General features: G+C 59.4%; 23 protein-coding genes. 13 read left to right on the top strand and 10 right to left on the bottom strand.

The features are described 5' to 3' along the window. Nucleotides 1–18: 18 nt before the first annotated feature. Nucleotides 19–345, bottom strand: a complete 327-nt coding sequence (locus FHT29_RS12880) for a hypothetical protein (RefSeq protein WP_037202814.1) — start codon at nucleotides 343–345, stop codon at nucleotides 19–21. A 6-nt stretch (nucleotides 346–351) separates the two neighbouring features. Continuing rightward, a complete protein-coding gene (locus FHT29_RS12875; protein WP_037202140.1) occupies nucleotides 352–897 on the bottom strand; it encodes a hypothetical protein in 546 nt (181 codons plus the stop codon). 168 nt (nucleotides 898–1,065) lie between these two features. Between FHT29_RS12875 and FHT29_RS12870 the strand changes: the two genes are divergently transcribed. Next, on the top strand, nucleotides 1,066–1,965 hold the full coding sequence (locus FHT29_RS12870; protein WP_037202137.1) for a LysR substrate-binding domain-containing protein: 900 nt from the start codon (nucleotides 1,066–1,068) through the stop codon (nucleotides 1,963–1,965). A gap of 16 nt (nucleotides 1,966–1,981) precedes the next feature. On the opposite strand, the gene FHT29_RS12865 is transcribed toward FHT29_RS12870, so the two are convergent. Then, entirely contained in the window at nucleotides 1,982–2,782 is an 801-nt protein-coding gene (locus FHT29_RS12865) for a sulfite exporter TauE/SafE family protein (protein WP_037202813.1), read from the bottom strand. Between the two features lie 250 nt (nucleotides 2,783–3,032). Between FHT29_RS12865 and metG the strand changes: the two genes are divergently transcribed. The 5 genes from metG to FHT29_RS34465 all read left to right on the top strand — a co-directional run bounded on the left by metG (nucleotide 3,033) and on the right by FHT29_RS34465 (nucleotide 7,115). Next, on the top strand, nucleotides 3,033–4,586 hold the full coding sequence (gene metG, locus FHT29_RS12860; RefSeq protein WP_047556750.1) for a methionine--tRNA ligase: 1,554 nt from the start codon (nucleotides 3,033–3,035) through the stop codon (nucleotides 4,584–4,586). A gap of 7 nt (nucleotides 4,587–4,593) precedes the next feature. Continuing rightward, the gene (locus FHT29_RS12855) at nucleotides 4,594–5,376 is read left to right on the top strand and encodes a TatD family hydrolase (RefSeq protein WP_047556752.1); all 783 of its coding nucleotides are present in this window, start codon (nucleotides 4,594–4,596) and stop codon (nucleotides 5,374–5,376) included. Nucleotides 5,377–5,380: 4 nt separating this feature from the next. Then, entirely contained in the window at nucleotides 5,381–6,208 is an 828-nt protein-coding gene (locus FHT29_RS12850) for an MBL fold metallo-hydrolase (protein WP_047556754.1), read from the top strand. Further along, nucleotides 6,205–6,696, top strand: a complete 492-nt coding sequence (locus FHT29_RS12845) for a YbaK/EbsC family protein (RefSeq protein ID WP_047556756.1) — start codon at nucleotides 6,205–6,207, stop codon at nucleotides 6,694–6,696. The genes FHT29_RS12850 and FHT29_RS12845 overlap by 4 nt, the downstream gene beginning before the upstream one ends. Before the next feature lie 194 nt (nucleotides 6,697–6,890). After that, nucleotides 6,891–7,115 carry a hypothetical protein gene (locus FHT29_RS34465; RefSeq protein ID WP_246703034.1) on the top strand — a complete coding sequence of 75 codons (225 nt, stop codon included), beginning with the start codon at nucleotides 6,891–6,893 and terminating at the stop codon, nucleotides 7,113–7,115. A 186-nt stretch (nucleotides 7,116–7,301) separates the two neighbouring features. On the opposite strand, the gene FHT29_RS12835 is transcribed toward FHT29_RS34465, so the two are convergent. Further along, nucleotides 7,302–8,156 carry a D-alanyl-D-alanine carboxypeptidase family protein gene (locus tag FHT29_RS12835; protein ID WP_047561779.1) on the bottom strand — a complete coding sequence of 285 codons (855 nt, stop codon included), beginning with the start codon at nucleotides 8,154–8,156 and terminating at the stop codon, nucleotides 7,302–7,304. A gap of 242 nt (nucleotides 8,157–8,398) precedes the next feature. Then, nucleotides 8,399–8,590: a DUF1127 domain-containing protein gene (locus tag FHT29_RS12830; RefSeq protein ID WP_246703033.1), complete on the bottom strand. Its 192-nt coding sequence runs from the start codon at nucleotides 8,588–8,590 to the stop codon at nucleotides 8,399–8,401. Nucleotides 8,591–8,728: 138 nt separating this feature from the next. Here FHT29_RS12830 and FHT29_RS12825 point away from each other — a divergent pair, with 138 nt between their 5' ends. Next, nucleotides 8,729–9,622 (top strand): LysR family transcriptional regulator, encoded by an 894-nt coding sequence (locus tag FHT29_RS12825; RefSeq protein WP_047561777.1) that lies wholly within the window; start codon nucleotides 8,729–8,731, stop codon nucleotides 9,620–9,622. A gap of 42 nt (nucleotides 9,623–9,664) precedes the next feature. Here the strand turns inward: FHT29_RS12825 and FHT29_RS12820 are convergent, their stop codons facing one another. Continuing rightward, nucleotides 9,665–10,321: a dihydrofolate reductase family protein gene (locus FHT29_RS12820; protein ID WP_047561776.1), complete on the bottom strand. Its 657-nt coding sequence runs from the start codon at nucleotides 10,319–10,321 to the stop codon at nucleotides 9,665–9,667. Between the two features lie 230 nt (nucleotides 10,322–10,551). On the opposite strand from FHT29_RS12820, the gene FHT29_RS12815 reads away from it, so the two are divergent. Continuing rightward, the gene (locus FHT29_RS12815; RefSeq protein WP_168599730.1) at nucleotides 10,552–12,441 is read left to right on the top strand and encodes an ABC transporter ATP-binding protein; all 1,890 of its coding nucleotides are present in this window, start codon (nucleotides 10,552–10,554) and stop codon (nucleotides 12,439–12,441) included. Between the two features lie 2 nt (nucleotides 12,442–12,443). Next, on the top strand, nucleotides 12,444–14,345 hold the full coding sequence (locus FHT29_RS12810) for an ABC transporter ATP-binding protein (RefSeq protein WP_168599729.1): 1,902 nt from the start codon (nucleotides 12,444–12,446) through the stop codon (nucleotides 14,343–14,345). Nucleotides 14,346–14,363: 18 nt separating this feature from the next. Here the strand turns inward: FHT29_RS12810 and FHT29_RS12805 are convergent, their stop codons facing one another. Continuing rightward, nucleotides 14,364–14,735 (bottom strand): nuclear transport factor 2 family protein, encoded by a 372-nt coding sequence (locus tag FHT29_RS12805; protein ID WP_168599728.1) that lies wholly within the window; start codon nucleotides 14,733–14,735, stop codon nucleotides 14,364–14,366. A gap of 335 nt (nucleotides 14,736–15,070) precedes the next feature. Here FHT29_RS12805 and FHT29_RS12800 point away from each other — a divergent pair, with 335 nt between their 5' ends. From FHT29_RS12800 to FHT29_RS12785, 4 genes are all read left to right on the top strand, one after another. Next, nucleotides 15,071–15,661 (top strand): NADPH-dependent FMN reductase, encoded by a 591-nt coding sequence (locus FHT29_RS12800; RefSeq protein ID WP_037202104.1) that lies wholly within the window; start codon nucleotides 15,071–15,073, stop codon nucleotides 15,659–15,661. Nucleotides 15,662–15,870: 209 nt separating this feature from the next. Then, on the top strand, nucleotides 15,871–16,377 hold the full coding sequence (locus FHT29_RS12795) for a helix-turn-helix domain-containing protein (RefSeq protein ID WP_092573731.1): 507 nt from the start codon (nucleotides 15,871–15,873) through the stop codon (nucleotides 16,375–16,377). Nucleotides 16,378–16,394: 17 nt separating this feature from the next. After that, nucleotides 16,395–17,660: a beta-ketoacyl-ACP synthase II gene (gene fabF, locus FHT29_RS12790; protein ID WP_168599727.1), complete on the top strand. Its 1,266-nt coding sequence runs from the start codon at nucleotides 16,395–16,397 to the stop codon at nucleotides 17,658–17,660. A gap of 59 nt (nucleotides 17,661–17,719) precedes the next feature. Then, nucleotides 17,720–18,139, top strand: coding sequence for a DUF4864 domain-containing protein (locus tag FHT29_RS12785; protein WP_092573730.1), 420 nt, complete (start codon nucleotides 17,720–17,722; stop codon nucleotides 18,137–18,139). A 172-nt stretch (nucleotides 18,140–18,311) separates the two neighbouring features. Here FHT29_RS12785 and FHT29_RS12780 read toward each other — a convergent pair whose 3' ends face one another. The 3 genes from FHT29_RS12780 to tgt form a co-directional block, all read right to left on the bottom strand. Then, nucleotides 18,312–19,202, bottom strand: a complete 891-nt coding sequence (locus FHT29_RS12780; RefSeq protein WP_092573729.1) for a cell wall hydrolase — start codon at nucleotides 19,200–19,202, stop codon at nucleotides 18,312–18,314. A 297-nt stretch (nucleotides 19,203–19,499) separates the two neighbouring features. Next, nucleotides 19,500–19,880 (bottom strand): VOC family protein, encoded by a 381-nt coding sequence (locus tag FHT29_RS12775; RefSeq protein WP_168599726.1) that lies wholly within the window; start codon nucleotides 19,878–19,880, stop codon nucleotides 19,500–19,502. A 242-nt stretch (nucleotides 19,881–20,122) separates the two neighbouring features. After that, nucleotides 20,123–21,253: a tRNA guanosine(34) transglycosylase Tgt gene (gene tgt / locus FHT29_RS12770; RefSeq protein ID WP_047561768.1), complete on the bottom strand. Its 1,131-nt coding sequence runs from the start codon at nucleotides 21,251–21,253 to the stop codon at nucleotides 20,123–20,125. Nucleotides 21,254–21,258: the final 5 nt, after the last annotated feature.

Genomic DNA, 21,258 nt, shown 5'->3' with positions numbered 1-21,258 from the left:
TTCTCTCTGAGCGTCAGCTCAATTTCGTGCGTAGATGCTCGACGCTGCATAACCAAAGCAACGGATGCGCGCGGTGAGGTCGAGATTGCGCCTGATGGCTTCATCCAGGCCTTCCATGAACCGCTCCATCACCGGCGGCGACCGAAAGGGTTCAAGGCGATATTGGATTTCTGCAAAGACGGGGTGACCTCGCCCATGCCGAACAGCGACATAGATAACATGCACACTGACCAATGCGGCCCGTAGGATGCCCGTGCAGAGTTCGGTGCATTGCTCCGCGAGGGCCGCGAGTGCTCCGTCCGGCGGCATCCTATCTGCGGGGATGAATATCGTGACATTCGGCATCGGCACTTACCGAGGCTTCGCGAAGGCGCCGCCGTTGCCGTTCGTCAACTGCGTCGTCATCGGCTCATAAATGTGGACGTCTTCCGGCAGACGCTCGAGGTCAGGCGTCTTGGTGCGCTCCACCTTGGCGAGCCAGCGGTATTCGGGGAACTTTTCCATAGCGACCGCCTGCATCGCCTGTGGAGCGAGGCCTAACCGGATCAGAGGCTCGGGGCCCTTTGCGCTCAACGCCAGATATTCGCCCTCATCGATTGCTGGCGCCCGCTCGACGCCATCATAAAGGTTTCGGTGCCAGTCAGTGATGTGCTGCTGCCAGCGCGCGAAATTGCCGCCGCCCTTTTTGCGATATTTTTCACCCGTCAGAACATCGAGGCCGTCGATCGAATGAATGGCGAGATAGACGGGGCAGCCGCGGCTCAACGCCTTGAAACGCTGCGAGGTTTGGAAACCGCTCACTGAAATGAGGGCTGGCAGTTTGTCCAGACTATAGAACTCATTCCATTCCGCTTCGCTGTGTGGATCGGCAAAGCTGCATTCTACCGTATAGATCATCGTATCACCTCCGACCGTTGCACCGGCTTCCGATCTTGTTTCTCATTGATATTTGATCATGATAAACTGCCGATCACGGCCAATATATCAACATCGGGTCATGCTTCAGTGATTTAATATCAAGGTAACGGCGGATCGTGTGCCGAGCCATCATGTCAGGAACCACTCATGCGCCGTAAGATTCCAAGCAATTCCGCACTCATGGCGTTCGAGGCATCGGCTCGTCACGGAAGCTTCGCTCGCGCTGCCGACGAATTGGCCCTGACCGAAGGGGCGATCAGCCGCCAGATAGGCCGGCTCGAAGCTTTCCTCGGCGTCACGTTGTTCGAGCGCGTCGGCAATCGCGTTCGGCTTTTGCCCAATGGAGAACGTTATGCAATTCAGGTTCGTGAGTCGCTGGATCGGCTGGAACGTGACAGTCAATATCTGATGGGTGAGCCGAGCGACGGCGGGAGTATCGACATCGCCACCATCCCGACTTTCGCCGCTCGCTGGCTCATCCCCCGTTTGATGCATTTTCGGGAAAAGCACCCGAATATTATCGTGCATCTTGCCGAGCGGATGGAGCCTTTTGTCCTTGCGGGAAGCGGTTTCGACGCTGCGATCCATTTCGAGCATCCTGCGTGGACCGGAATGAGAACACACCGACTGCTGCATGAAACCTTGGTTCCTGTTTGCCATCCGGCGCTTCTCGATCGAGGTGAGGGCAGGGTATCGCTTAATGAACTGCCGCGCCTCCATCGACGCCAAAACCCGGATGCCTGGCAACGCTATGCACAGGAGACAGGGATCGTATTGACCAATCCTACGATCGGTCCCCGTTATGATCTGCATGTCATGCTGATTGAGGCCGCGCTAGCGGGGCTCGGCGTCGCGCTGGTGCCGCGCCTCTATGTTGAAACAGAATTGGCGGAAGGTCGCTTGATTGCGCCTTGGCCTGACGGTCAGTCGATCTCCAAAACCTTCTGCCTCATCCTGCCGGAGCCGATCCGATTGAGTGACGGCCCAATACAGGTTTTTGCAAATTGGCTTCTCATGGAAGCGCGGACGGCAAACCCTGCGATCTGAAGGCGATGGAATTGCCTCAAGGAAAGATAAGCTTCCAGGCGACGATCGTCAGCGTGACGGCGAGAATGATGCGGACGGATCGCTCGTGCAGACGCGGCGCCAGCAGGCTGCCGGCGACGATGCCGGGAATGGACCCGACGAGCAGCGCAAACAGCATGGTCCAGTTGATCTCGCCGATGAACCAGTATCCCATGCCGCCGATCAGGGTCAGCGGCACCGCATGCACGATGTCCGAGCCGACGATCTCGCGGACGTCCGTTTGCGGATAAAGCACCAGCAGCACGGTGACCCCGAGCGCACCGGCGCCGACCGATGTCATCGTGACGAGTATTCCGAGCAGGAGGCCGAGAGTGACGGTCAGCAAGGCGATGGTGCGCGGCGTGAGCGTGCCGCGCTCGCCGCGCCATTTCCGTATGGCATTCAGTATCTGCCCACGGAAGATCAGCATGAGCGCCGTCAGCAACAGAAGACAACCGAGAGACAGGGTGATGGTGTGGGCGACCGCTGGGCTCTCGCGATTGACGCCGGCCATGATCCAGAGCATGGCCAGTGCTGCCGGGACGCTGCCCGAGGCCAATAGGCTGACCACTCTCCAATTGACGCGTCCATGCATGCCGTGGACGGCTGTTCCCGCCGTTTTCGTAATTGCGGCATAGAGCAGGTCGGTGCCAACGGCGGTCGCCGGATGCACGCCGAACAGCAGCACCAGCAACGGTGTCATCAACGACCCGCCGCCAACGCCGGTAATGCCGACCAGCATGCCGACGAAGAAGCCGGAAAGGGAATAGAGTGGTTGAAAGGAAGTGATCAAACTCAAAACCACGGCCCTATAAAGCCGTTGGACAGGCTGCTAAAAAAATCAATGAAATTCACGATGATCTCTGTCCTGCGCTTTGGTTCCTCGAAGGGGTAAAGCCGAGGCGGGACCCTGTCAAGCAAGGCACGCTTCTGGAGTTCCGAATGCTGCGCGCGCGAAACTTGGTGTTTCGCTCCCGGCAAACATGCGCTAAAGCGAGCGGAGCCAAGAATAACAGAGATGCAACCGTAAAAGCGGATCCCTGCCTGACATGACCGAAAAGACCCCGTTCTACATCACCACCGCAATCGCCTATCCCAATGGCAAGCCGCATATCGGCCATGCCTATGAGCTGATTGCCACCGATGCCCTGGCGCGATTCCAGCGCCTGGATGGGCGCGACGTGTTTTTCCTGACGGGTACGGATGAGCATGGCCAGAAGATGCAGCAGACGGCGCGCGCCGAGGGCCTGACGCCGCAGCAGCTCGCCAACCGCAATTCCGACGAATTCCAGGCGATGGGCAAGCTGCTGAATGCGTCCAACGACGACTTCATCCGCACGACCCAGCCGCGGCACCACGAGACCTCTCAGAACATCTGGAACCTGATGGCTGATGCCGGCGACATCTACAAGGATTCCTACGCCGGCTGGTATTCGGTTCGCGACGAAGCCTACTACCAGGAAAACGAAACCGAGCTGCGCGCCGACGGCGTGCGCTACGGGCCTCAGGGCACGCCGGTCGAATGGGTGCAGGAGGAAAGCTATTTCTTCAAGCTCTCCGAATATCAGGACCGGCTGCTGAAGCTCTATGAGGAAAACCCCGACTTCATCGGTCCGGCAGAGCGCCGCAACGAGGTGATTTCCTTTGTAAAATCCGGCCTGAAGGATCTGTCGGTCTCGCGCACCACGTTCGACTGGGGCATCAAGGTGCCAAATGATCCGGCGCACGTCATGTATGTCTGGGTCGATGCGCTGACGAACTACATTACCGCCACCGGCTACATCGAGGACCGCAACAATCCGCGGGCGAAATACTGGCCGGCCGACGTGCACATCATCGGCAAGGACATCATCCGCTTCCACGCCGTCTACTGGCCAGCCTTCCTGATGTCGGCAAAGCTGCCGCTGCCGAAGCGCGTCTATGCCCACGGCTTCCTGCTCAACAAAGGCGAGAAGATGTCGAAGTCGCTCGGCAACGTCGTCGATCCGGTCAACCTCGTAAACCATTTCGGTCTCGACCAGGTGCGCTATTTCTTCCTGCGCGAAGTCTCCTTCGGCCAGGACGGAAGCTATAGCGAAGAGGCAATCGGCACGCGTATCAACTCCGACCTCGCCAACGGCATCGGCAATCTCGCCAGCCGCTCGCTGTCGATGATCGTCAAGAACTGCGACGGGCAGATTCCCGAATGCGGCCCGCTGACCGACGAGGATAAGGCTCTTCTCGCGCAAGCCGACGCGTTGCTGGCCTCGACCCGCGAAGATATGGGCAAGCAGCTCATCCACCGCGCGCTGGCGTCTATTATCGCCGTCGTTTCGGAGACGGACCGCTATTTTGCAAGCCAGGAGCCTTGGGCGCTGAAGAAGACCGACCCGGCTCGCATGGCGACCGTGCTCTATGTCACGGCCGACGTCGTGCGCCAGATCGGCATTCTGCTGCAGCCATTCATGCCGGATTCGGCCGCCAAGCTGCTGGATCTCATCGCCATTCCCTCAGACAAGCGTGATTTCGCAGCGCTCGGCGAGGCAGGCCGCCTCGTTGCGGGAACGCCGCTGGAAGCCCCCAAGCCGGTCTTCCCGCGCTATGTCGCGCCGACCGTCGAATAGGTTTTCCATGCTGATCGATACGCATTGCCACCTGGATTTTGCCGACTTCGAGGCGGAGCGTGACGCGATCGTCTCGCGTGCCCACGAAATGGGCGTCAAGCAGATGGTCACGATCTCGACCAAGGTCCGAAAGCTCGATGGGCTGTTAGCGCTCACCGAGCGCTACCCATCGGTTTTCTGTTCGGTCGGCACGCATCCAAACAGTGCCGATCAGGAACTTGATATCCAGACCGAAGATCTCGTCCGGCTGGCAAACCAGCATGAAAAGATCGTCGCGATCGGCGAGGCCGGGCTCGATTATTTCTACGATACCGTCAAGCCCGAAGACCAGAAGACCGGCTTCCTGCGCCATATCGCGGCTGCCCGCGAAACGCAGCTGCCGCTTGTCATTCACAGCCGCAGCGCCGACGAGGACATGGCCGCGATCCTGACGGAGGAAACAGGGAAGGGGGCCTTTCCGTTCATCCTCCATTGCTTTTCGGCCGGCCCTGCCCTTGCCCGGACGGGCGTCGAGCTTGGCGGCTATATCTCATTCTCCGGTATCCTGACCTTCCCGAAGTCGGAAGAGCTGCGCGACATCGCCAAGACGATCCCGCATGATCGGCTTCTGGTCGAGACCGACGCGCCGTATCTCGCGCCGAAGCGCTGGCGCGGCAAGCGCAACGAACCGTCCTATGTCGTCAACACAGCCGAGGTATTGGCGGAGACGATCGGCGTCAGTATGGACGAGATCGCCGAAATCACCACGGCGAATGCCTTCCGCTGCTTCTCGAAGATGACAAGGGTCTGACAGCGTGACATACCGGCGGCGCTTCACCATATTGGGTTGTTCCTCGTCGCCGGGCGTGCCGCGCATCACCGGCGACTGGGGTGCCTGCGATCCGAAAAACGCGAAGAACCGCCGCACGCGCGCGGCTTTTCTCGTTGAACAAATCGCACCGGATGGCGGCATCACGACCGTCGTCATCGATACGGGTCCGGATTTCCGCGAGCAGATGATCCATGCCGGCGTCAGCTCCGTCGATGCCGTGCTTTATACCCATGCTCATGCCGACCATATTCACGGCATCGACGATCTGCGCGGCTTCTTTCATAATTCCCACGAGCGGATCCCGATCTATGCCGATCCGCCGACCATGGATCGCATTCGCGAGGGCTTCCGCTATTGCCTGGAAACGCCGCCCGGCAGCAGCTATCCGCCGATCGTCCGGCCGGTCCTGATTGAAAGCCTCGACAAGAGCTTCACGATCGAAGGGGCAGGCGGTCCGATCCGCTTCTGGCCGCACAAGCAGCTGCATGGCGATATCCACTCGCTCGGCTTTCGCATCGGCAACCTTGCTTATTGCAGCGATATCAGTGATTTCCCGGCAGAATCCGTTGAAAGAGTTCAAGATCTCGACGTCCTGATCATCGATGCCTTGCAGTATCGGTTTCATCCAAGCCACCTGTCGCTGGAGCAATCGCTCGCCTGGATCGAACGGCTGCGGCCGAAGCATGCTATCTTGACCCATATGCATACGCCGCTCGATTATGAAACCGTGCTGGCGGAAACGCCCGATCATGTCGAGCCGGCCTACGATCAAATGCAGATCGAACTCGACGTGGAGGATGACGATCTATGAGCGAAGACAGCAGGAAGCTTTCGAGCCTGGAACGCGTCGAGCTTGCGGCGCGCAATCTGGGTCTGGATATCTCGATCAAGCGCATGGATCAACCGACGCGGACAGCCGAAGAGGCCGCCAAGGCAGCCGGATGCGCCGTTGGCCAGATCGTCAAGTCACTGGTCTTCGTCAATGCCGATACGCACGGCCTGACATTGCTTCTCGTCTCCGGCGCGCACAACGCCGATACGGCCTATATCGCGGCGACTTACGGGATACGCCTGAAACGCGCCGATATCGACCGCGTTCGCGACGAAACAGGCTTCGCCATCGGCGGCGTCGCGCCGATCGGTCATCTCGTCGAGCTGCCTGTTTTCGTCGATGAAAGCCTCTTGGCCTATGATCAGGTCTGGTGCGCGGCCGGACGGCCAGACAGCATATTTGCCTGCAATCCGAAGCTGCTTGCCGAGAAGATCGCGGCAAAGGTGATCCGCATCAAGGCAAGCTGATGATGCAATAATCGTCACTTGGGTCACGCGCGGATCGCTGTAGCGGTGCATGACAAGGAGGACGCAGTGAGCGACGCTTCAAGCAAGAAGAGAACGGACACGGCATCGAGAGTGATCCGAGCTTCGCCGCACGCGATCTTTCAGGCATTCGTCGATCCGGCTCTGCCTTGATCTCCTGGCTTCCGCCGCAAGGCATGACGGGACAGATCCACGCATTCGACCCTCGTGAAGGCGGAAGCTATCGGCTGGCGCTCACATATAACGCACCGGATCATTCAACACGCGGTAAAACCTCCGAGCACACCGACATCGTTTCCGGGCGGTTCCTGGAAATCGTTCCTGACGTCCGCATCGTCCAGGCAGTGGATTTTCAATCGGACGATCCGGCATTTGCAAGGAAGACCACGACGAGGGACTGAAGTCGACTCTCGGAAACCTTTCTAAGTATCTGTAATAGTTCGAATATTCTACAATTCTCGTAGTTCGCTCAACCGCATTTTAGTTCCATAATCTATCTTATCTGATCTTTCTATGTAGCCTGGTGGGTTCAAGAATGAAGTGCGACTTGCGAATGATTTCAATTGGTTATCACTCGCAAGCAGAAATCAGTTCGCCAAGCTCTGCTTTGGGGCACCCGTAGATACCGTGGCCGTCGTTGCCGTCGGAGCCCAATAGGTGTCTAAAAGGCTTGCCATTTTGTCATCGCGAATCCGTGCGGTCTTCTCGCCCATCACCACACCGACGACGCGGCGGCCGTTCTTCGTCGCAGATGTCACGAGATTGTAGCCGGAAGCATCGGTGTAGCCGGTTTTGATGCCATCAGCGCCGGCATAGCGATACATCAGATTGTTATGGCCGCGTAGTTTCATGCCGCGGAATTTTATGCCGCGCATCGAGAAAAGCTTGAACTCCTCCGGAAAGTCTCGCATCAGCGCGACGCCGAGCGTTGCCAGGTCGCGGGCCGTCGTCACCTGTTCGGGATCGGGCAGGCCGGAGGCGTTCTTGAAGACGGTGTTGCTCATGCCGAGTTGATGCGCCTTTTCGGTCATCATCTTGCCGAAGCTGTCCTCGGAACCGCCGAGCTGCTCCCCGATCGCAACGGCCGCGTCATTGGCCGAGAGGACGACGATGCCTTGGACCGCTTCCCGCACGGTGACCTTGCCACCGACGCCGACCGCCAGTTTGAAGGGCTCCTTGCTTTCGGCATTCTCCGACATGGTCAAATTCTGATCCCACTTCAGGCGGCCGTCATGCAGCGCTTCGAAGGCAAGATAGAGCGTCATCATCTTCGTAAGCGAAGCCGGATAGTTCAGCTCATCCTGGTTCGATGCCTCCAGCGTCTGGCCACTCTGCACATCCACGAGGAAGCTCGCCTGCCCGGCCTCCGCCGTCGAAAGGGTGCCGAGAAAAAATACGGAAGAGATCGCCGTGGCAAGGAGCAAGGAGGTCGTCTTGAACATGAATGTCTGCAGTCTCTGTGATGGGCGGGCCGGACGGAAAGGCGGTCGCCCGGGGGCGTATGAACTGTCGGCTTTCGAAGGCGATAGATCGGGCAAATCTATGGCGGAAAAAAGAGCGGTGCCACAAAAAATGGGTTATCCACCTCGCTCAAATATCGCTGCTGGGCCCCTCCTCCATCGAGCAATCCGCAACATCCTGCTGTTCAGGGTACCCGGCCATCGGCTCTGGCGCCTTGGACCTTCTAGCCCCAGAACCAGGATTTGTTAATTTCGGCACGCGCTTCCGCGGGTGTCACGCCGATATCCCGAAGCTGGTCGTCGGTCAGATCGCGCAGATTGCCTCTTGTCTCTCGCTTTTCGAGATAGGACAAAAGCGCTGCCAGTGCCGGCCGCAGGAATCCTGGTTTTCGCTTGCCTTTGTCCACGCTTGGCATCACTGCCGTCGATCTTTCGATATCAATTGTCATCTGCATATTCCCCAAGCTCGTCTCATCGGACATGGTTTAGGATGCACTGGCGCTTGCTGCGAAGGAAGCTTATGGTCTTAATGCAATCCATAAGGAATCCTTCTGATGTTCAATCTGGATCAGCTTGCCGCCTTCGTCAGCGTCGTCGATCTTGGCAGCTTCACGGCGGCTGCCGACAAGGTCGGGCTGACGCAGCCCGCCGTCAGCCTTCAGGTGAAGCTTCTGGAGCAGCGCCTCGGGGTAAGGCTGATCGAGCGCGTCGGACGGCGGGCGCAGCCGTCGCCGGCCGGACTTGAGCTGCTTCCCCAAGCGCGCCGTATCATCGAAGCCTGCACCATGGCAGAAGAGGCGATGACGCCTTTTCGCGACGGATCGGTCGGCCGCGTGCGTATCGGCAGCGGCGGTACGGCATCGATCCATCTGCTACCCCGCGCCATCGCCATAGCGAAGCAGCGCATGCCTGATCTCGAAATCATCGTCCGTATCGGCAATATTGACGAGATTCTGCGCGATCTCGAAGCCAATGCGCTGGACCTCGCGGTGGTGGCCCTGCCCGCCGCCGGCCGTTCGCTTGAGGTCGAACCGTTCCATGATGACGAGCTTTTAGCCGTAGGGCCGAAGGGAAGCGTCATACCGGAAGGCGGACCGGATGCGGACTTCATGAAAGACAAGACGCTACTGCTTTACGAAGGCGGAAACACCCGTCGCGTCACGAACGAATGGTTCGCGGCGGCTGGGGTTCGCCCGGAGCCAGCCATGGAGTTTGGAAGCGTCGAGGCCATCAAGGAACTGATCGCCGCCGGCCTCGGGTGGTCCATCCTCCCGGATATGGCGCTGAGGCGCGACAAGTCCGACCTGCTGGTGACCTCGCCGCTCAGACCGAGGCTCGTTCGGCAACTCGGCATAGTGTTGCGCCGGGATAAGCATCTCACAAAGGGTCTTCGTGAAATCATCAAATCCCTTCGCGAACTCCGAAGCAGTCGGGAACACGAAGCCTAATCTCGATCGAAAAACACCCCTTCGAGCTCCCCGCCTCCACGGTTATTCCAGGCGGTTGCGCCGCTCGATCTCGTCGTCGGACGGATCCGGCAAGGCGAACGAGCCCGTCTTGACCGGGCCGTCCGGCTTATAAGTCGCCATGATGACACCGGTCGGAGAGATTTGGCTGCGCAGGAGCTTCATTGCTGTGGGAACCGCGCCGTCGCCGAACAGTTTCTTGCCGCCGCCAAGCACAAGCGGAAAGGTCAGCAGGCTGTATTCGTCGATCAGCCCGTTGCGAAGCAGAGTCTGGATGAGGTTGCTGCTGCCCTGGATCAGCAGATCCGGCCCCTCGCCCGCCTTCAATTGCTTGATCGCTGCGACGACGTCGCTGCCGAGCGATCGGCTGTTGTTCCAATCCAGTTTGCCGCTTCCGCGCGTCGCGACATATTTGGTGATCCTGTTGAATTGCTTGGCGATGGGATCATCGTCGCCGACATGCGGCCAATGGGCGGCGAAGATATCGTAGGTCTTGCGTCCGAGCAGTAGGTCGAACGGCTTTTCAAAAACCTCGAAAAGCGCCTTGCCGGTCGCTTCGTCGAAATAATGAAATGTCCAGCCGCCATGCTCGAAACCGCCGGACGGATCCTCCTGTGGACCGCCGGGTGCCTGCATGACGCCGTCAAGGCTGATGAATGTCGCTGCTATGACCTTGCGCATGATGTCCTCCGTGCTTTTGGGGTCGTGCCCAAAGGACGTGTCGCCGATTACCGCTCCGACAACACCTCGAAAAAATTTTCGAACACGCAATCTAACGTTCGCGCGGTACTTGTGACCAATTGACTCTTGAACGTCGCCACGGAATCGGCAAAATTCATCCTATCAATAGTTCCCCTGAGATACGAACCCGACTCTGGGACCGCCTCGTTCGAAAATACCTGGATAAAAGCGTGAGCAGCGATTCATCAAGAAGCGCCGCGAAGTCCTTGGCTTCGCGTGCGCATGTCAATGCGGCCGGTTGGGGGCAAGGTCTCTCGACGATCGTGCGGATCACCCATATGACACTGCGCCATCCATGGCAGACAAGCTTCGCCATTGGGGCAACTTTTGTAGCTGCAACGTTACAGTTGATGATACCGCGCCTGCTTGGCCACGCGGTCGACCAGACGCAGACGGCGGTCGCCGGTGGCGCTGCGGGCCAAATTGCCGAGAATGCACTCCTGACGACCGCCCTGCTCCTGCTCACGGTCAGCATCCTGCGCGGCCTGTTCACGATGGTGCAGAACTACTACAGCGAGGCGGTCGGTCATCACATGGGCTACGAGCTCAGGCTCGCCTGCTACGAAAAGATCCAGCAGCTCTCCTTCAGCTTCCACGACAAGATGCATTCCGGCGATCTCATCACCGTCGGACTGCTCGATCTGGAAGGCGTGCGCATGTATTTCTCCACCGCGCTCGTGCGCATGCTGCTGCTGAGCATGCTGATCGGCGTCGGCGCCTACATACTGCTGTCGACGGATGTCGTGCTCGGCCTGCTTGCCTTGAGCTTCGTGCCCTTCGTGGCCTGGCGCTCGTCTGTCACGCAGCTGAGACTGCGCTCGACATGGCTCGACCTGCAGGAACGCCTCTCGGTACTCACACGCGTGATGGAAGAAAATCTTGGCGGCATCCGCGTTGTGCGCGCCTTTGCTGCGCAGGCGCATGAGATCCTGAAATTCGACCGGGCATCGCATAGTGCGCTGACCCTCGCCCATCGGCGTGTCGGCATCCGCGTCATCAACACCAGCGCGATGAACCTCTCTTTCTTCATCGCCATGGGTCTCGTGCTCTGGATGGGCGGTCTCAAGGTGATCGCGGGCCAGATCAGCGTCGGCACCCTCGCCTCCTTCCTGACCTTCATGACCATCCTGCAGATGCCGGTGCGCCAGCTCGGGCTGATGGTCAATGCCTTCGCCCGCGCCTCGACCTGCGGCTCGCGCCTCTTTGCGCTGCTCGATCTCGATATCGCCATCAAGGACGCACCGGACGCAAAGCCGCTTGCGGTAACGGAAGGTGTGCTGCGCTTCGAGAATGTCGGTTTCAGCTATCCGGGTCCGGAAAAGCGGCCGGTGCTGAAGAATATCAGTTTCGAGGCAAGGCGCGGCGAAACGATCGGCATCGTCGGCCCGCCCGGCAGCGGCAAATCCACCATCGCCCATCTCATCCCGCGTTTCTACGACATCACCTCCGGCCGGATCACGATCGACGGCCAGGATATCCGCAAGGCGACGCTGCAATCCTTACGACAGAACGTTGCCGTCGTGCAGCAGGATTCCTTCCTGTTCACGACGAGCATCGAGAACAATATCGCCTATGGCGACCCCTGGGCGAAAGAAGGCCGGATTGAGCGTGCCGCCGAGTCGGCCCAACTACACAATTATATTCTCGGCCTGCCTGCCGGCTACACCACTGTCGTCGGCGAGCGCGGCGTGTCGCTCTCCGGCGGCCAGCGCCAGCGCCTGACGATCGCACGCACGCTGATGCTGAAACCGGCTGTCATGGTGTTCGACGACTCGACGGCCGCGATCGACGCGGCGACGGAGCAGCGCATCCGCAGCGCCATGAAACGCTTTGCCCGCGATCGGGTAACGCTGGTGGTGGCGCACAGGCTGAGTTCACTGATGCACGCCGACCAGATCCTGTTCATCGAGAACGGCGAGATCGTCGAGCGCGGAACCCATGAGCAACTGTTGGCCGCGGGAGGGCGGTACAAGGCGCTTTACGATCTGCAGGTTCGCCCGGAGGACGATGTCGTCAAGACATCCGGCGGCAGGCTCGCAAGAGCGAAAGGGGAGGTCTGACAATGTCGGAAACTATCGAAACCGAGCGCAACGACGTGCGCGAGGATGGACGTCGCCCTCCCCGCGCCGTGGTCGGCTCGCATCGCGTCGAAGAGGAAATCTTCGGCAAGGTCTTCGACACCAAGATCATTCGCCGCATCTGGGCCTTCGTCAGCCCCTATCGCCGCCAGATCTACATTTCCGTGATTGCCGTGCTGCTGTTCACGGCGTCGCAGATCGTCATACCGCTTGTCATACGCCACGCGATCGACAATGCGATGGCGCCGGGTGCCATCGATTATTCGGCGTTGTGGCTGGCGCTGGCGATCTTTGCGGTGGCGATCATCGTCAATTATGGTGCGAGCTACGTGCAGGAGACATATGTCGGCCAGGTCGCCGAAGAAGTGCTGTTCGACATACGCCGCGCGATGTTCGCGCATCTCCAGTACGTATCGCTCTCCTTCATGGACAAGACCGAGGTCGGCCGGCTGATGTCGCGCCTGCAAGGCGACGTCAACTCCATGCAGGAATTCCTTGAAACTTCCGTGCTTTCGGTCGGCGACATCGCCCTGCTCTTCGGTATCGTCATCGTCATGCTGTCGCTCGATTTCCGGCTCGGCCTGCTGACGCTGTCCGTCATGCCGATCCTCTTCATCGTGCGGCTTTTCTGGCTGCCAAAGGCGCGCGTCGCCTTCATGAATGCGCACGAGACCAACTCCGTTACCAACGGCGCCCTGGCGGAGGCGATCCATGGCGTGCGCGCCGTGCAGGGCATGCATCGGCAAGGGGTCAACTTCTCGCTTTTCGACGACAAGGCGCATACCAATCTCAATGCGCATCTGACCGCGGCGCGCTATGCCCAGATCATGGTGCCGATCGTCGACACGCTGACCGGCATGGCGATGGCGATCGTTATTATCGTCGGCGGCTCGATGGTTCTGAACCACAGGCTCGATGTCGGCATCATGGTCGCCTTCCTGTTCTATATTCAGCGCTTCTTCGACCCAATCCGTTCGCTGACCATGCAATATTCGGTCATGCAACGCGCCATGGCTTCCGGCCAGCGCTTGACCGAAGTGCTCGACGTTCCGATCGACATCAAGGACGCTCCGGATGCCAAGGAACTTTCGCGCGACATGGACGGCTCGGTCGAGTTCCGTGATGTTGTCTTCGGCTACAATGCCGAGCATCCGGTGCTGAAGAACGTCAGCTTCAAGGTCAATCCCGGAGAGACCGTGGCGCTGATCGGTCCCACAGGCTCGGGCAAGTCCAGTTCCATGGCGCTTATCCATCGCTTCTATGATGTGCAGCAGGGCCAGGTGTTGGTCGGCGGTCACGACGTGCGGTCCCTCACTCAGGATTCGCTTGGCCGACAGGTCGCCATGGTGCTGCAGGAACCTTTCCTCTTCACCGGTTCGGTGTTGGAGAACATTCGCTACAACAAGGCGGACGCGACACGCGAAGAGGCCATCGAGGCCGCCAAGGCTGTCGGCGCACATGAATTCATCGTGCGGCTGCCGGAAGGTTACGACACCATTCTCGGCGAACGCGGCGGCGGGCTTTCGCTCGGGCAGCGCCAGCTCGTCAGCTTCGCGCGCGCCCTTGTCGCGGACGCCAAGATTCTGGTGCTCGACGAAGCGACGGCGAATATCGACAGCTACACCGAAATGCTGATCCAGAAAGCGCTGGTCAAGCTGCTCGAAGGCCGCACCGGCCTCGTCATCGCCCACCGGCTTGCCACCATCCGCGAGGCTGACCGCATCATCGTGCTGCAAAATGGGCAGTTGATCGAAAGCGGTAACCACAACCAGCTCATGGCCAACGGCAAGCTCTATTCGAAGCTCTACAACCTCAACTACGCCTCCTTCGACGATATTCCGGAGGACGAGGTGACGGCTTCGGTGCCTGCTGAGTCGCAGACCTAGGAGTCCGCCTCATCTCGTTCATTCGACCCATTGCGCTCGCGAGGATCCCGGCGCAAACGGGTCGCCGAAGTACTGGGTCTCGCGGGCCACTTTGCCGTCCCGGAATTCCATTATGCTCACCGAGTAGGATGGACTGTTGTCATAGGTAAGGATGAATTCCGTAATCCAGAGGTCCCCCGCACCAACAATACGCCGCACGCTGAAGCGCTTGGCGTTGGGTTGCGCGATGCGAGAGGCTTGAATGTTGTTCCGCCCCCTGATGCGTTCGCCCGATTGCGGATACTCGAGCAGTGCATTCTCCTGATATATATCGTGCTCGACATCGAACTCATTTGCGTCCGAGGCGGCCCAGTGCCGATTGAGCGCCTCTCGAATCTCATTCTCATCCATCTTTGCTATCCCAGATTGCCGATCCTTGAAGCCCGGAAACGCCGTGCTGCGATTGTCTTGTGAGACCTGACAATTTCAAAAGTGGACTTGGATCACAGTGTCGTTCTGATCGACGTTCCACTCCCAAGCGCTCCCGCCACTCGACGGATCGATCGGTGTCGCGATATCAATTGGAATTGAAAGGCCGCGCCATTTTGTTGGAGCGCCTATCGAAGTTCCGGAATTGGACCTATATCACTTTTTATCCCATGTTGCGCGTCGCCTTCCCACTATGAATGTGGTCACGGCTCGCATCTGCTTCATTTCGGAGTTGGCTATGGAGGACATAATCAACAATGACCGACAATATCCTGGTTCTCTATGGCTCCTACCGGTCGGATCGCCTCGGCATCCGTCTCGCGAATTATATCGTAACCAGCCTTCGTCAGCGTGGAAACAATGCGGAACTGATCGACGCGAAGGATGTTGGACTGCCGATGCTCGATCGAATGTATAAGGAATACCCCAAAGGTTCTGCTCCCCCCGAAATGGAGCGGCTTGCCGCAAAAATTCGGAGCGCCGATGCTTTTGTTTTCGTCACAGGCGAATACAACTGGGGCATGCAACCCGGTCTAAAAAACCTGACTGATCATTACCTTGAGGAGTGGTTTTGGCGGCCGGCCGCAATTGTCAGTTACTCCGGCGGCCGCCTTTCCGGCGCACATGCGGCGGTCCCCTGGCATGGCACTCTTTCCGAGATGGGAATGGTCGTCATCTCAAGCACCCTTGCCGTCGCCAGTATCTCGACAGCATTGGACGCTGACAATAAACCTTTCGGGAGCGGAGGCGATGCCCTTGCGAGAGCTTTTCCCCGTTTTGCCGACGACCTCTCCTGGTGGACCGAGGCAGTAAAACGACAGCGCGCGCACAAGGCGCCTCCGTACTGAGAACTCGGGGCTCCCTTTTGCGGGTAGCACGCCGAGTATCTCACCTTCATCGCCGACGCTTTACCGCAGAGCTGCCTTGTTGAAACGACCGCAAAACGGATTCCGGATCGCTTCCTTTTATTTTTAAATGCCCTGACGCAAATTCCGGTGGACGCTTGTCACTCGCAGTAACTTGCATGATGATAGCTACTTATGCTATTCGCCTTGCCATGCAGAGAACAAGCTTCAGCACCTTCAAATGTCCGGCCGCGCGTGCGCTTGAGAGCGTTGGTGACTGGTGGAGCATCCTCATCCTGCGGGACGCGTTTCAGGGGCTGAGCCGGTTCGACGAATTCCAGAGAAATCTCGGCGTCGCGCCGAACATCCTCACGCGGCGGCTCAAGCACTTGACCGATGAAGGCCTGTTCGAGCGGCGTCTCTACAATGAGCGACCGCCACGCTACGAATATGTACTGACCGCTAGGGGGCGCGACTTCTTTCCGGTTCTGATGGCGCTTTTCACCTGGGGCAATCAGTATCTGCCGGCCGAGGAAGTCGCCATGCGGCTCGCCGATGCCGACACGGGCGAGGATCGGGATCCCCTTCTCATCGACAGGGTAACCGGCCGCGCATTTCATCCCGAAGACACGATATTGGTGCCCGGGCCGGCCGCCGATGACGCCGTTCATGAGCGCATCGCCCAGATGAAAGCATGGTTTTTAGGCTTCGACGCCTGATTAAATAGGAGCAAGACATGGATCGTATCGTCGTAACCGGCATGGGCCTGGTTTCCCCTCTTGGCGTCGGCGTCAATGCGAGTTGGAAGCGGCTGATTGCGGGTCGCTCCGGTCTGAGGCTGCTGCCCGAGGAGATGGTCGGCGATCTCGCCGCCAAGGTCGGCGGCATCGTTCCGAGCATCGATGAGGACCCGGAAGCAGGATTCGATGTCGACCGCTACGTGCCGATCAAGGACCAGAAGAAGATGGATCGCTTCATCCTCTTTGCCATGGCGGCCGCTGAGGAAGCGATCCTTCAGGCCGGCTGGCAGCCGACGGAGCTTCTCGATCTGGAGCGTACCGCCACGATCATAGCGTCGGGGGTCGGCGGTTTTCCGGCCATCGCCGATGCAGTGCGCACGGCCGAAACGCGTGGGGTCCGGCGGCTGTCGCCCTTCACCATCCCGTCCTTCCTCGTCAATCTCGCCGCCGGCCAGGTCAGCATCCGTTATGGATATAAGGGGCCGCTCGGCGCGCCGGTCACGGCCTGCGCGGCAAGCGTCCAGGCAATCGGCGATGCGGCTCGGCTGATCCGCTCCGGCGAGGCCGATGTTGCCATTTGCGGAGGCGCCGAAGCCTGCATCGATAAGGTCAGCCTCGGCGGCTTCGCTGCAGCAAGAGCCCTTTCCACCGGCTTCAGCAACCGGCCGGAGGAAGCCTCTCGCCCGTTCGACAGCGCGCGTGACGGTTTCGTCATGGGTGAAGGCGCCGGCATGCTTGTCATCGAGACACTGGAACACGCGCTTGCCCGCGGCGCCACGCCGCTTGCCGAACTCGTCGGTTACGGCACTGCCGCCGACGCCTACCACATGACCGCGGGGCCGGAAGACGGCGATGGCGCGCGCCGGGCGATGCTCGCGGCTCTTTCGCAGGCACGGATTTCGCCTGCCGAGGTCAAGCATCTCAATGCGCATGCGACGTCGACGCCGGTGGGCGACCATGGCGAGATGGAGGCTATCAAGACGGTCTTCGGCCGCAACGGCGCAATTGCGGTCAGCGGTACCAAGGCGGCGACCGGCCATCTGCTAGGAGCCGCCGGCGGCATGGAAGCGATCTTCACCATCATGGCGCTGCGCGAGCAGATCGCCCCGCCGACGCGCAACCTGCAGGAACCGGATCCGTCGGCCGAAGGCATCGATTTGGTCGGCACGACCGCCCGACCGATGGCCATGGACTATGCCATTTCCAATGGCTTTGGCTTCGGTGGCGTCAATGCCAGCGCGCTGTTCCGCCGCTGGCAATAGCCGCTTTCGCGAAGGCGGGAAGCGCGCTATTCTGGCTGTGACATAGCCGGAGATCGCCCATGCGTGTATTTCCCGTAGCCGCCATGCTCTGCCTCATCCTCGCGTCGACAGCGCGCGCGGAAGACCCGGTGCAGACCGCCCAGAGCCTGATCCAGGAACAGATAGGCGCTTTCCTGCATAACGATGCAACCGCCGCCTATTCCTTCGCAGCGCCGGGCATCAAGGCGCTGTTTCCCGACAAGGATACTTTTTTTGCCATGGTGAAAAAGGCCTACCAGCCGGTCTATCACCCCGGCAACTACGCATTCGGGAAAAGCCGCGCGATCGATAACGGCGCCGTCGTCTATCAGGAAGTGCTGATCACAGGCACCGACGGCAAAGACTGGACGGCGATCTACCAGATAACCCGACAGCCTGATGGTGCCTACAAGATCAATGGCGTGCAAATCCTGCCGAATGCGACGAGCGAAGGTATTTGAAGGGAAATGGTGCCGTGGAGGGCGGCGCGTCCATCACGGAAGACAGTACGCGCCGCTAAAAGGCATTGGCTAGAGCATTTTCAGGAAAAGTGCGAAGCGATTTTCCGTCTGGAATGCGTAAAGAAACAAAAAGATAGAGCGTTTTCGCGATTCGAAGAAAAGCGAAAACGCTCTAGCCTCTGATTCTCAGAGAGTTGCCGGAAAAGCTGCCGCTGTCGAAATTCGGGCGCGGCTGCGGAACGGCTATGGTGGAGGTCGGTACCGGAGTGGCGACTGCATTTGCATCTGTGACAGGCGCCGAAATCGACATGGAAGTCGGAGCCGGTGTTGGAATGGGAACTTCAGCCGGAACCAGCGTAGTCGTTGTCGGCAAATTGACAGTCGGGTTTGATACCGGCGTAAAGGTGGCGACGGAAGGTGCTGGCTGCATCGGTTGCGTCTCCGGCAGAACGAACGGAGATTGCGTCGCCGACATGCCCTGCCCGGACACGTAGTTCATCGCAACTTCATAGGCCGGAAGCGGTGCGGGGGTCTGCAGTTCCCCGTCGCGACCGCGCTTCTCGTAGAAGGCGTTTCCACCAGCTATGGCAACATAGTGCATGTTATCATAGGGAAATCTCAGACCCTGGGTATGGAAGAACATCGCGTCCTTCACGCCAGGATGTCGCTCTCCTCGCAGAATAGCAGTCGCTGCAAGATCAAGGTCCGGCTGTGCCTGGGCTTTGACTTCCTTGACCATCACTCCGGGCGCGAACTGTCTTTCCTGAGCTACGATACCGCAGATCGTATTCGGATAGGCGCCGGACGTCAGTCTGTTCATCACGACTGTCCCGACTGCCATATATCCATCATGGTCGGAATGTTCCGACTCGAAATACATTGCTCGCTCGAGACAGTCTCTGTCCTTTGCGGTGTAATTATATGTAACTTTCGCTGGACGAATGGGTTTCGTCGAACTGCGGGAGCTCGGTGCTGCCTTCTGCGTCGTCGTGCAGCTCGTGGCTGCCAGACCGACAAGCAATAGTCCCGAAAGACATGCCCCCAATTTGCGTTGCGCCCTCAACGGCAAGTGCCTCCTAGTTTCAGTAGAACAGCCCTTATCGACAAAGAGAATGCGTTGTAGCCGGATTTCTTCAAAATTCCAAGCGTTACGCAATCAAATTAGCCAGTGATGCTTATCATTGGCGGAAGGACCGTTTATTCCGATTCGCTATTTTTTCCCAATACTTTCCTATCGCAAAGCCGTCACGAGCTCTGCTGGAGCTCCGGGTGCATCCCTGGCGTCATGCCCCCGATCGGCTCGAAACGATATCAATTAATGATAGCAATCAATTGATAATAAATGATTTACCATGCAGGTTCACTTGCTGCGCCAGCCGACCTCGATGAGAATTTTTCCGGGCGCGAAGCAATAGAACGACCAACCGCCACGCATCGCGGCAGGCGGTTGTCCCATCTCGCAGCCAGCCGCCTTCGCCCGCTCGTATTGTGCATCGACAGCCTCGCGAGACGGGAGCATGAAGCCGATATGATAGGTGTTGCGACCGACCGATACGGTATCGGCTCCGCCGAATTTCTCGATTGGTCGGCTGATGACCAGCTCAAGCCCGGCATCGTCGCGCAGGATCGCGAGACCGTTTGCGCCACGTGTTTCGACCTCGGTCAGGCCGAACGCGGAGACAAGAACATCCCGGGTCGCGGCGACATCGGGAACGTGCAGATCTAGATGATTCAGTCGCATGACAGCTCCAAAAGGCTTTCCCGCGGAGACATGTCGGTCGAAACGGCCCACGCCAACGCGGGACACTCGGCCACAATGGCCAAGTTCCGCGTCGTGGGTTCTCACGCCGATGGCGTGGAGCAGAGCTTCCGGGTGGAAGGGGTCGGGCTTACCGAGACCGACCCTGCCTTTTTCGACAAGCGTCGAATAGCGCGAAATCGTGACGGGAGCAAGCGTACGCCAATGCCTCCGATATTCACGGCTTACACCGGCTCGAGATCGCCCCTCGCCCAATTTTCCTGAGTCTCCGCCATGAAATCGGCAAAGCGGTCTTCGGCGATTGCCTGGCGAATGCCCTGCATCAGCTCCTGATAATAGGCAAGATTGTGCCAGGAGAGCAGCATGCCACCGAGCGCCTCGTTGGCGCGGACGAGGTGGTGCAGATAGGCGCGGGAGTAGTCACGCGAGGCCGGGCAGTTGGACTGCTCGTCGAGCGGGCGCATGTCCTCGGCGTGGCGTGCATTGCGGATATTGACCTTGCCGCGGCGGGTGAAGGCGAGACCATGCCGGCCGGAGCGGGTCGGCATGACGCAATCGAACATGTCGATACCGCGCGCAACCGATTTCAGGATGTCGTCCGGCGTGCCGACGCCCATCAGATAGCGCGGCTTTTCGGTCGGCAGCTCGGGCAGCGTGATCTCAAGCATGCGCAGCATGACCTCCTGCGGCTCGCCGACGGCAAGGCCGCCGACGGCGTAGCCCTTCAGATCCAATCCGCTCAACGCTTGCGCGGAACGGACACGCAGATCGGGGATATCGCCGCCCTGCACGATGCCGAACATCGCCTTGCCCGGCTGGTCGCCGAAGGCCGCCTTGCAGCGATCCGCCCAGCGCAAGGACATCTCCATGGCGCGCTCGATCTCCTTCGGCGTCGAAGGCAGGGCCACGCATTCGTCGAGCTGCATCTGGATATCGGAACCGAGCAGTCCCTGAATCTCGATCGAGCGCTCAGGGGACATATGATGCAGGCTGCCGTCGACATGGGACTTGAAGGTGACGCCCTTCTCGTCGAGCTTGCGCAAGCCCGACAGCGACATCACCTGGAAGCCGCCGGAATCGGTCAGGATCGGATGTTTCCAGCGGATCAGTTCGTGCAGGCCACCGAGACGCGCGACGCGTTCGGCGGTCGGGCGCAGCATCAAGTGGTAGGTATTTCCGAGGATGATGTCGGCGCCGGTTTCTCGCACCTGGTCGAGATACATCGCCTTGACCGTGCCGACCGTACCAACAGGCATGAAGGCCGGCGTGCGGATCGTGCCGCGCGGCATGGACACTTCGCCGAGGCGGGCACCGCCATCGGTCTTTTTCAATTGGAATTGAAAGCTCTCGCTCATCTCGT

It is taken from the genome of Rhizobium sp. SG741 (assembly GCF_012275435.1).
In the GTDB taxonomy this organism is placed as follows: domain Bacteria; phylum Pseudomonadota; class Alphaproteobacteria; order Rhizobiales; family Rhizobiaceae; genus Rhizobium; species Rhizobium lusitanum.
This window is presented reverse-complemented; position numbering and strand designations above follow the sequence as displayed.

Bases quoted from the DNA above. Each gene is read 5' to 3' on its own strand.
- FHT29_RS12880 (WP_037202814.1), bottom strand. From the start codon at position 345: ATGCCGAATGTCACGATATTCATCCCCGCAGATAGGATGCCGCCGGAC.
- FHT29_RS12875 (WP_037202140.1), bottom strand. From the start codon at position 897: ATGATCTATACGGTAGAATGCAGCTTTGCCGATCCACACAGCGAAGCG.
- FHT29_RS12870 (WP_037202137.1), top strand. From the start codon at position 1,066: ATGCGCCGTAAGATTCCAAGCAATTCCGCACTCATGGCGTTCGAGGCA.
- metG (WP_047556750.1), top strand. From the start codon at position 3,033: ATGACCGAAAAGACCCCGTTCTACATCACCACCGCAATCGCCTATCCC.
- FHT29_RS12855 (WP_047556752.1), top strand. From the start codon at position 4,594: ATGCTGATCGATACGCATTGCCACCTGGATTTTGCCGACTTCGAGGCG.
- FHT29_RS12845 (WP_047556756.1), top strand. From the start codon at position 6,205: ATGAGCGAAGACAGCAGGAAGCTTTCGAGCCTGGAACGCGTCGAGCTT.
- FHT29_RS34465 (WP_246703034.1), top strand. From the start codon at position 6,891: ATGACGGGACAGATCCACGCATTCGACCCTCGTGAAGGCGGAAGCTAT.
- FHT29_RS12835 (WP_047561779.1), bottom strand. From the start codon at position 8,156: ATGTTCAAGACGACCTCCTTGCTCCTTGCCACGGCGATCTCTTCCGTA.
- FHT29_RS12830 (WP_246703033.1), bottom strand. From the start codon at position 8,590: ATGCCAAGCGTGGACAAAGGCAAGCGAAAACCAGGATTCCTGCGGCCG.
- FHT29_RS12825 (WP_047561777.1), top strand. From the start codon at position 8,729: ATGTTCAATCTGGATCAGCTTGCCGCCTTCGTCAGCGTCGTCGATCTT.
- FHT29_RS12820 (WP_047561776.1), bottom strand. From the start codon at position 10,321: ATGCGCAAGGTCATAGCAGCGACATTCATCAGCCTTGACGGCGTCATG.
- FHT29_RS12810 (WP_168599729.1), top strand. From the start codon at position 12,444: ATGTCGGAAACTATCGAAACCGAGCGCAACGACGTGCGCGAGGATGGA.
- FHT29_RS12805 (WP_168599728.1), bottom strand. From the start codon at position 14,735: ATGGATGAGAATGAGATTCGAGAGGCGCTCAATCGGCACTGGGCCGCC.
- FHT29_RS12800 (WP_037202104.1), top strand. From the start codon at position 15,071: ATGACCGACAATATCCTGGTTCTCTATGGCTCCTACCGGTCGGATCGC.
- FHT29_RS12795 (WP_092573731.1), top strand. From the start codon at position 15,871: ATGCAGAGAACAAGCTTCAGCACCTTCAAATGTCCGGCCGCGCGTGCG.
- fabF (WP_168599727.1), top strand. From the start codon at position 16,395: ATGGATCGTATCGTCGTAACCGGCATGGGCCTGGTTTCCCCTCTTGGC.
- FHT29_RS12785 (WP_092573730.1), top strand. From the start codon at position 17,720: ATGCGTGTATTTCCCGTAGCCGCCATGCTCTGCCTCATCCTCGCGTCG.
- FHT29_RS12775 (WP_168599726.1), bottom strand. From the start codon at position 19,880: ATGCGACTGAATCATCTAGATCTGCACGTTCCCGATGTCGCCGCGACC.
- tgt (WP_047561768.1), bottom strand. From the start codon at position 21,253: ATGAGCGAGAGCTTTCAATTCCAATTGAAAAAGACCGATGGCGGTGCC.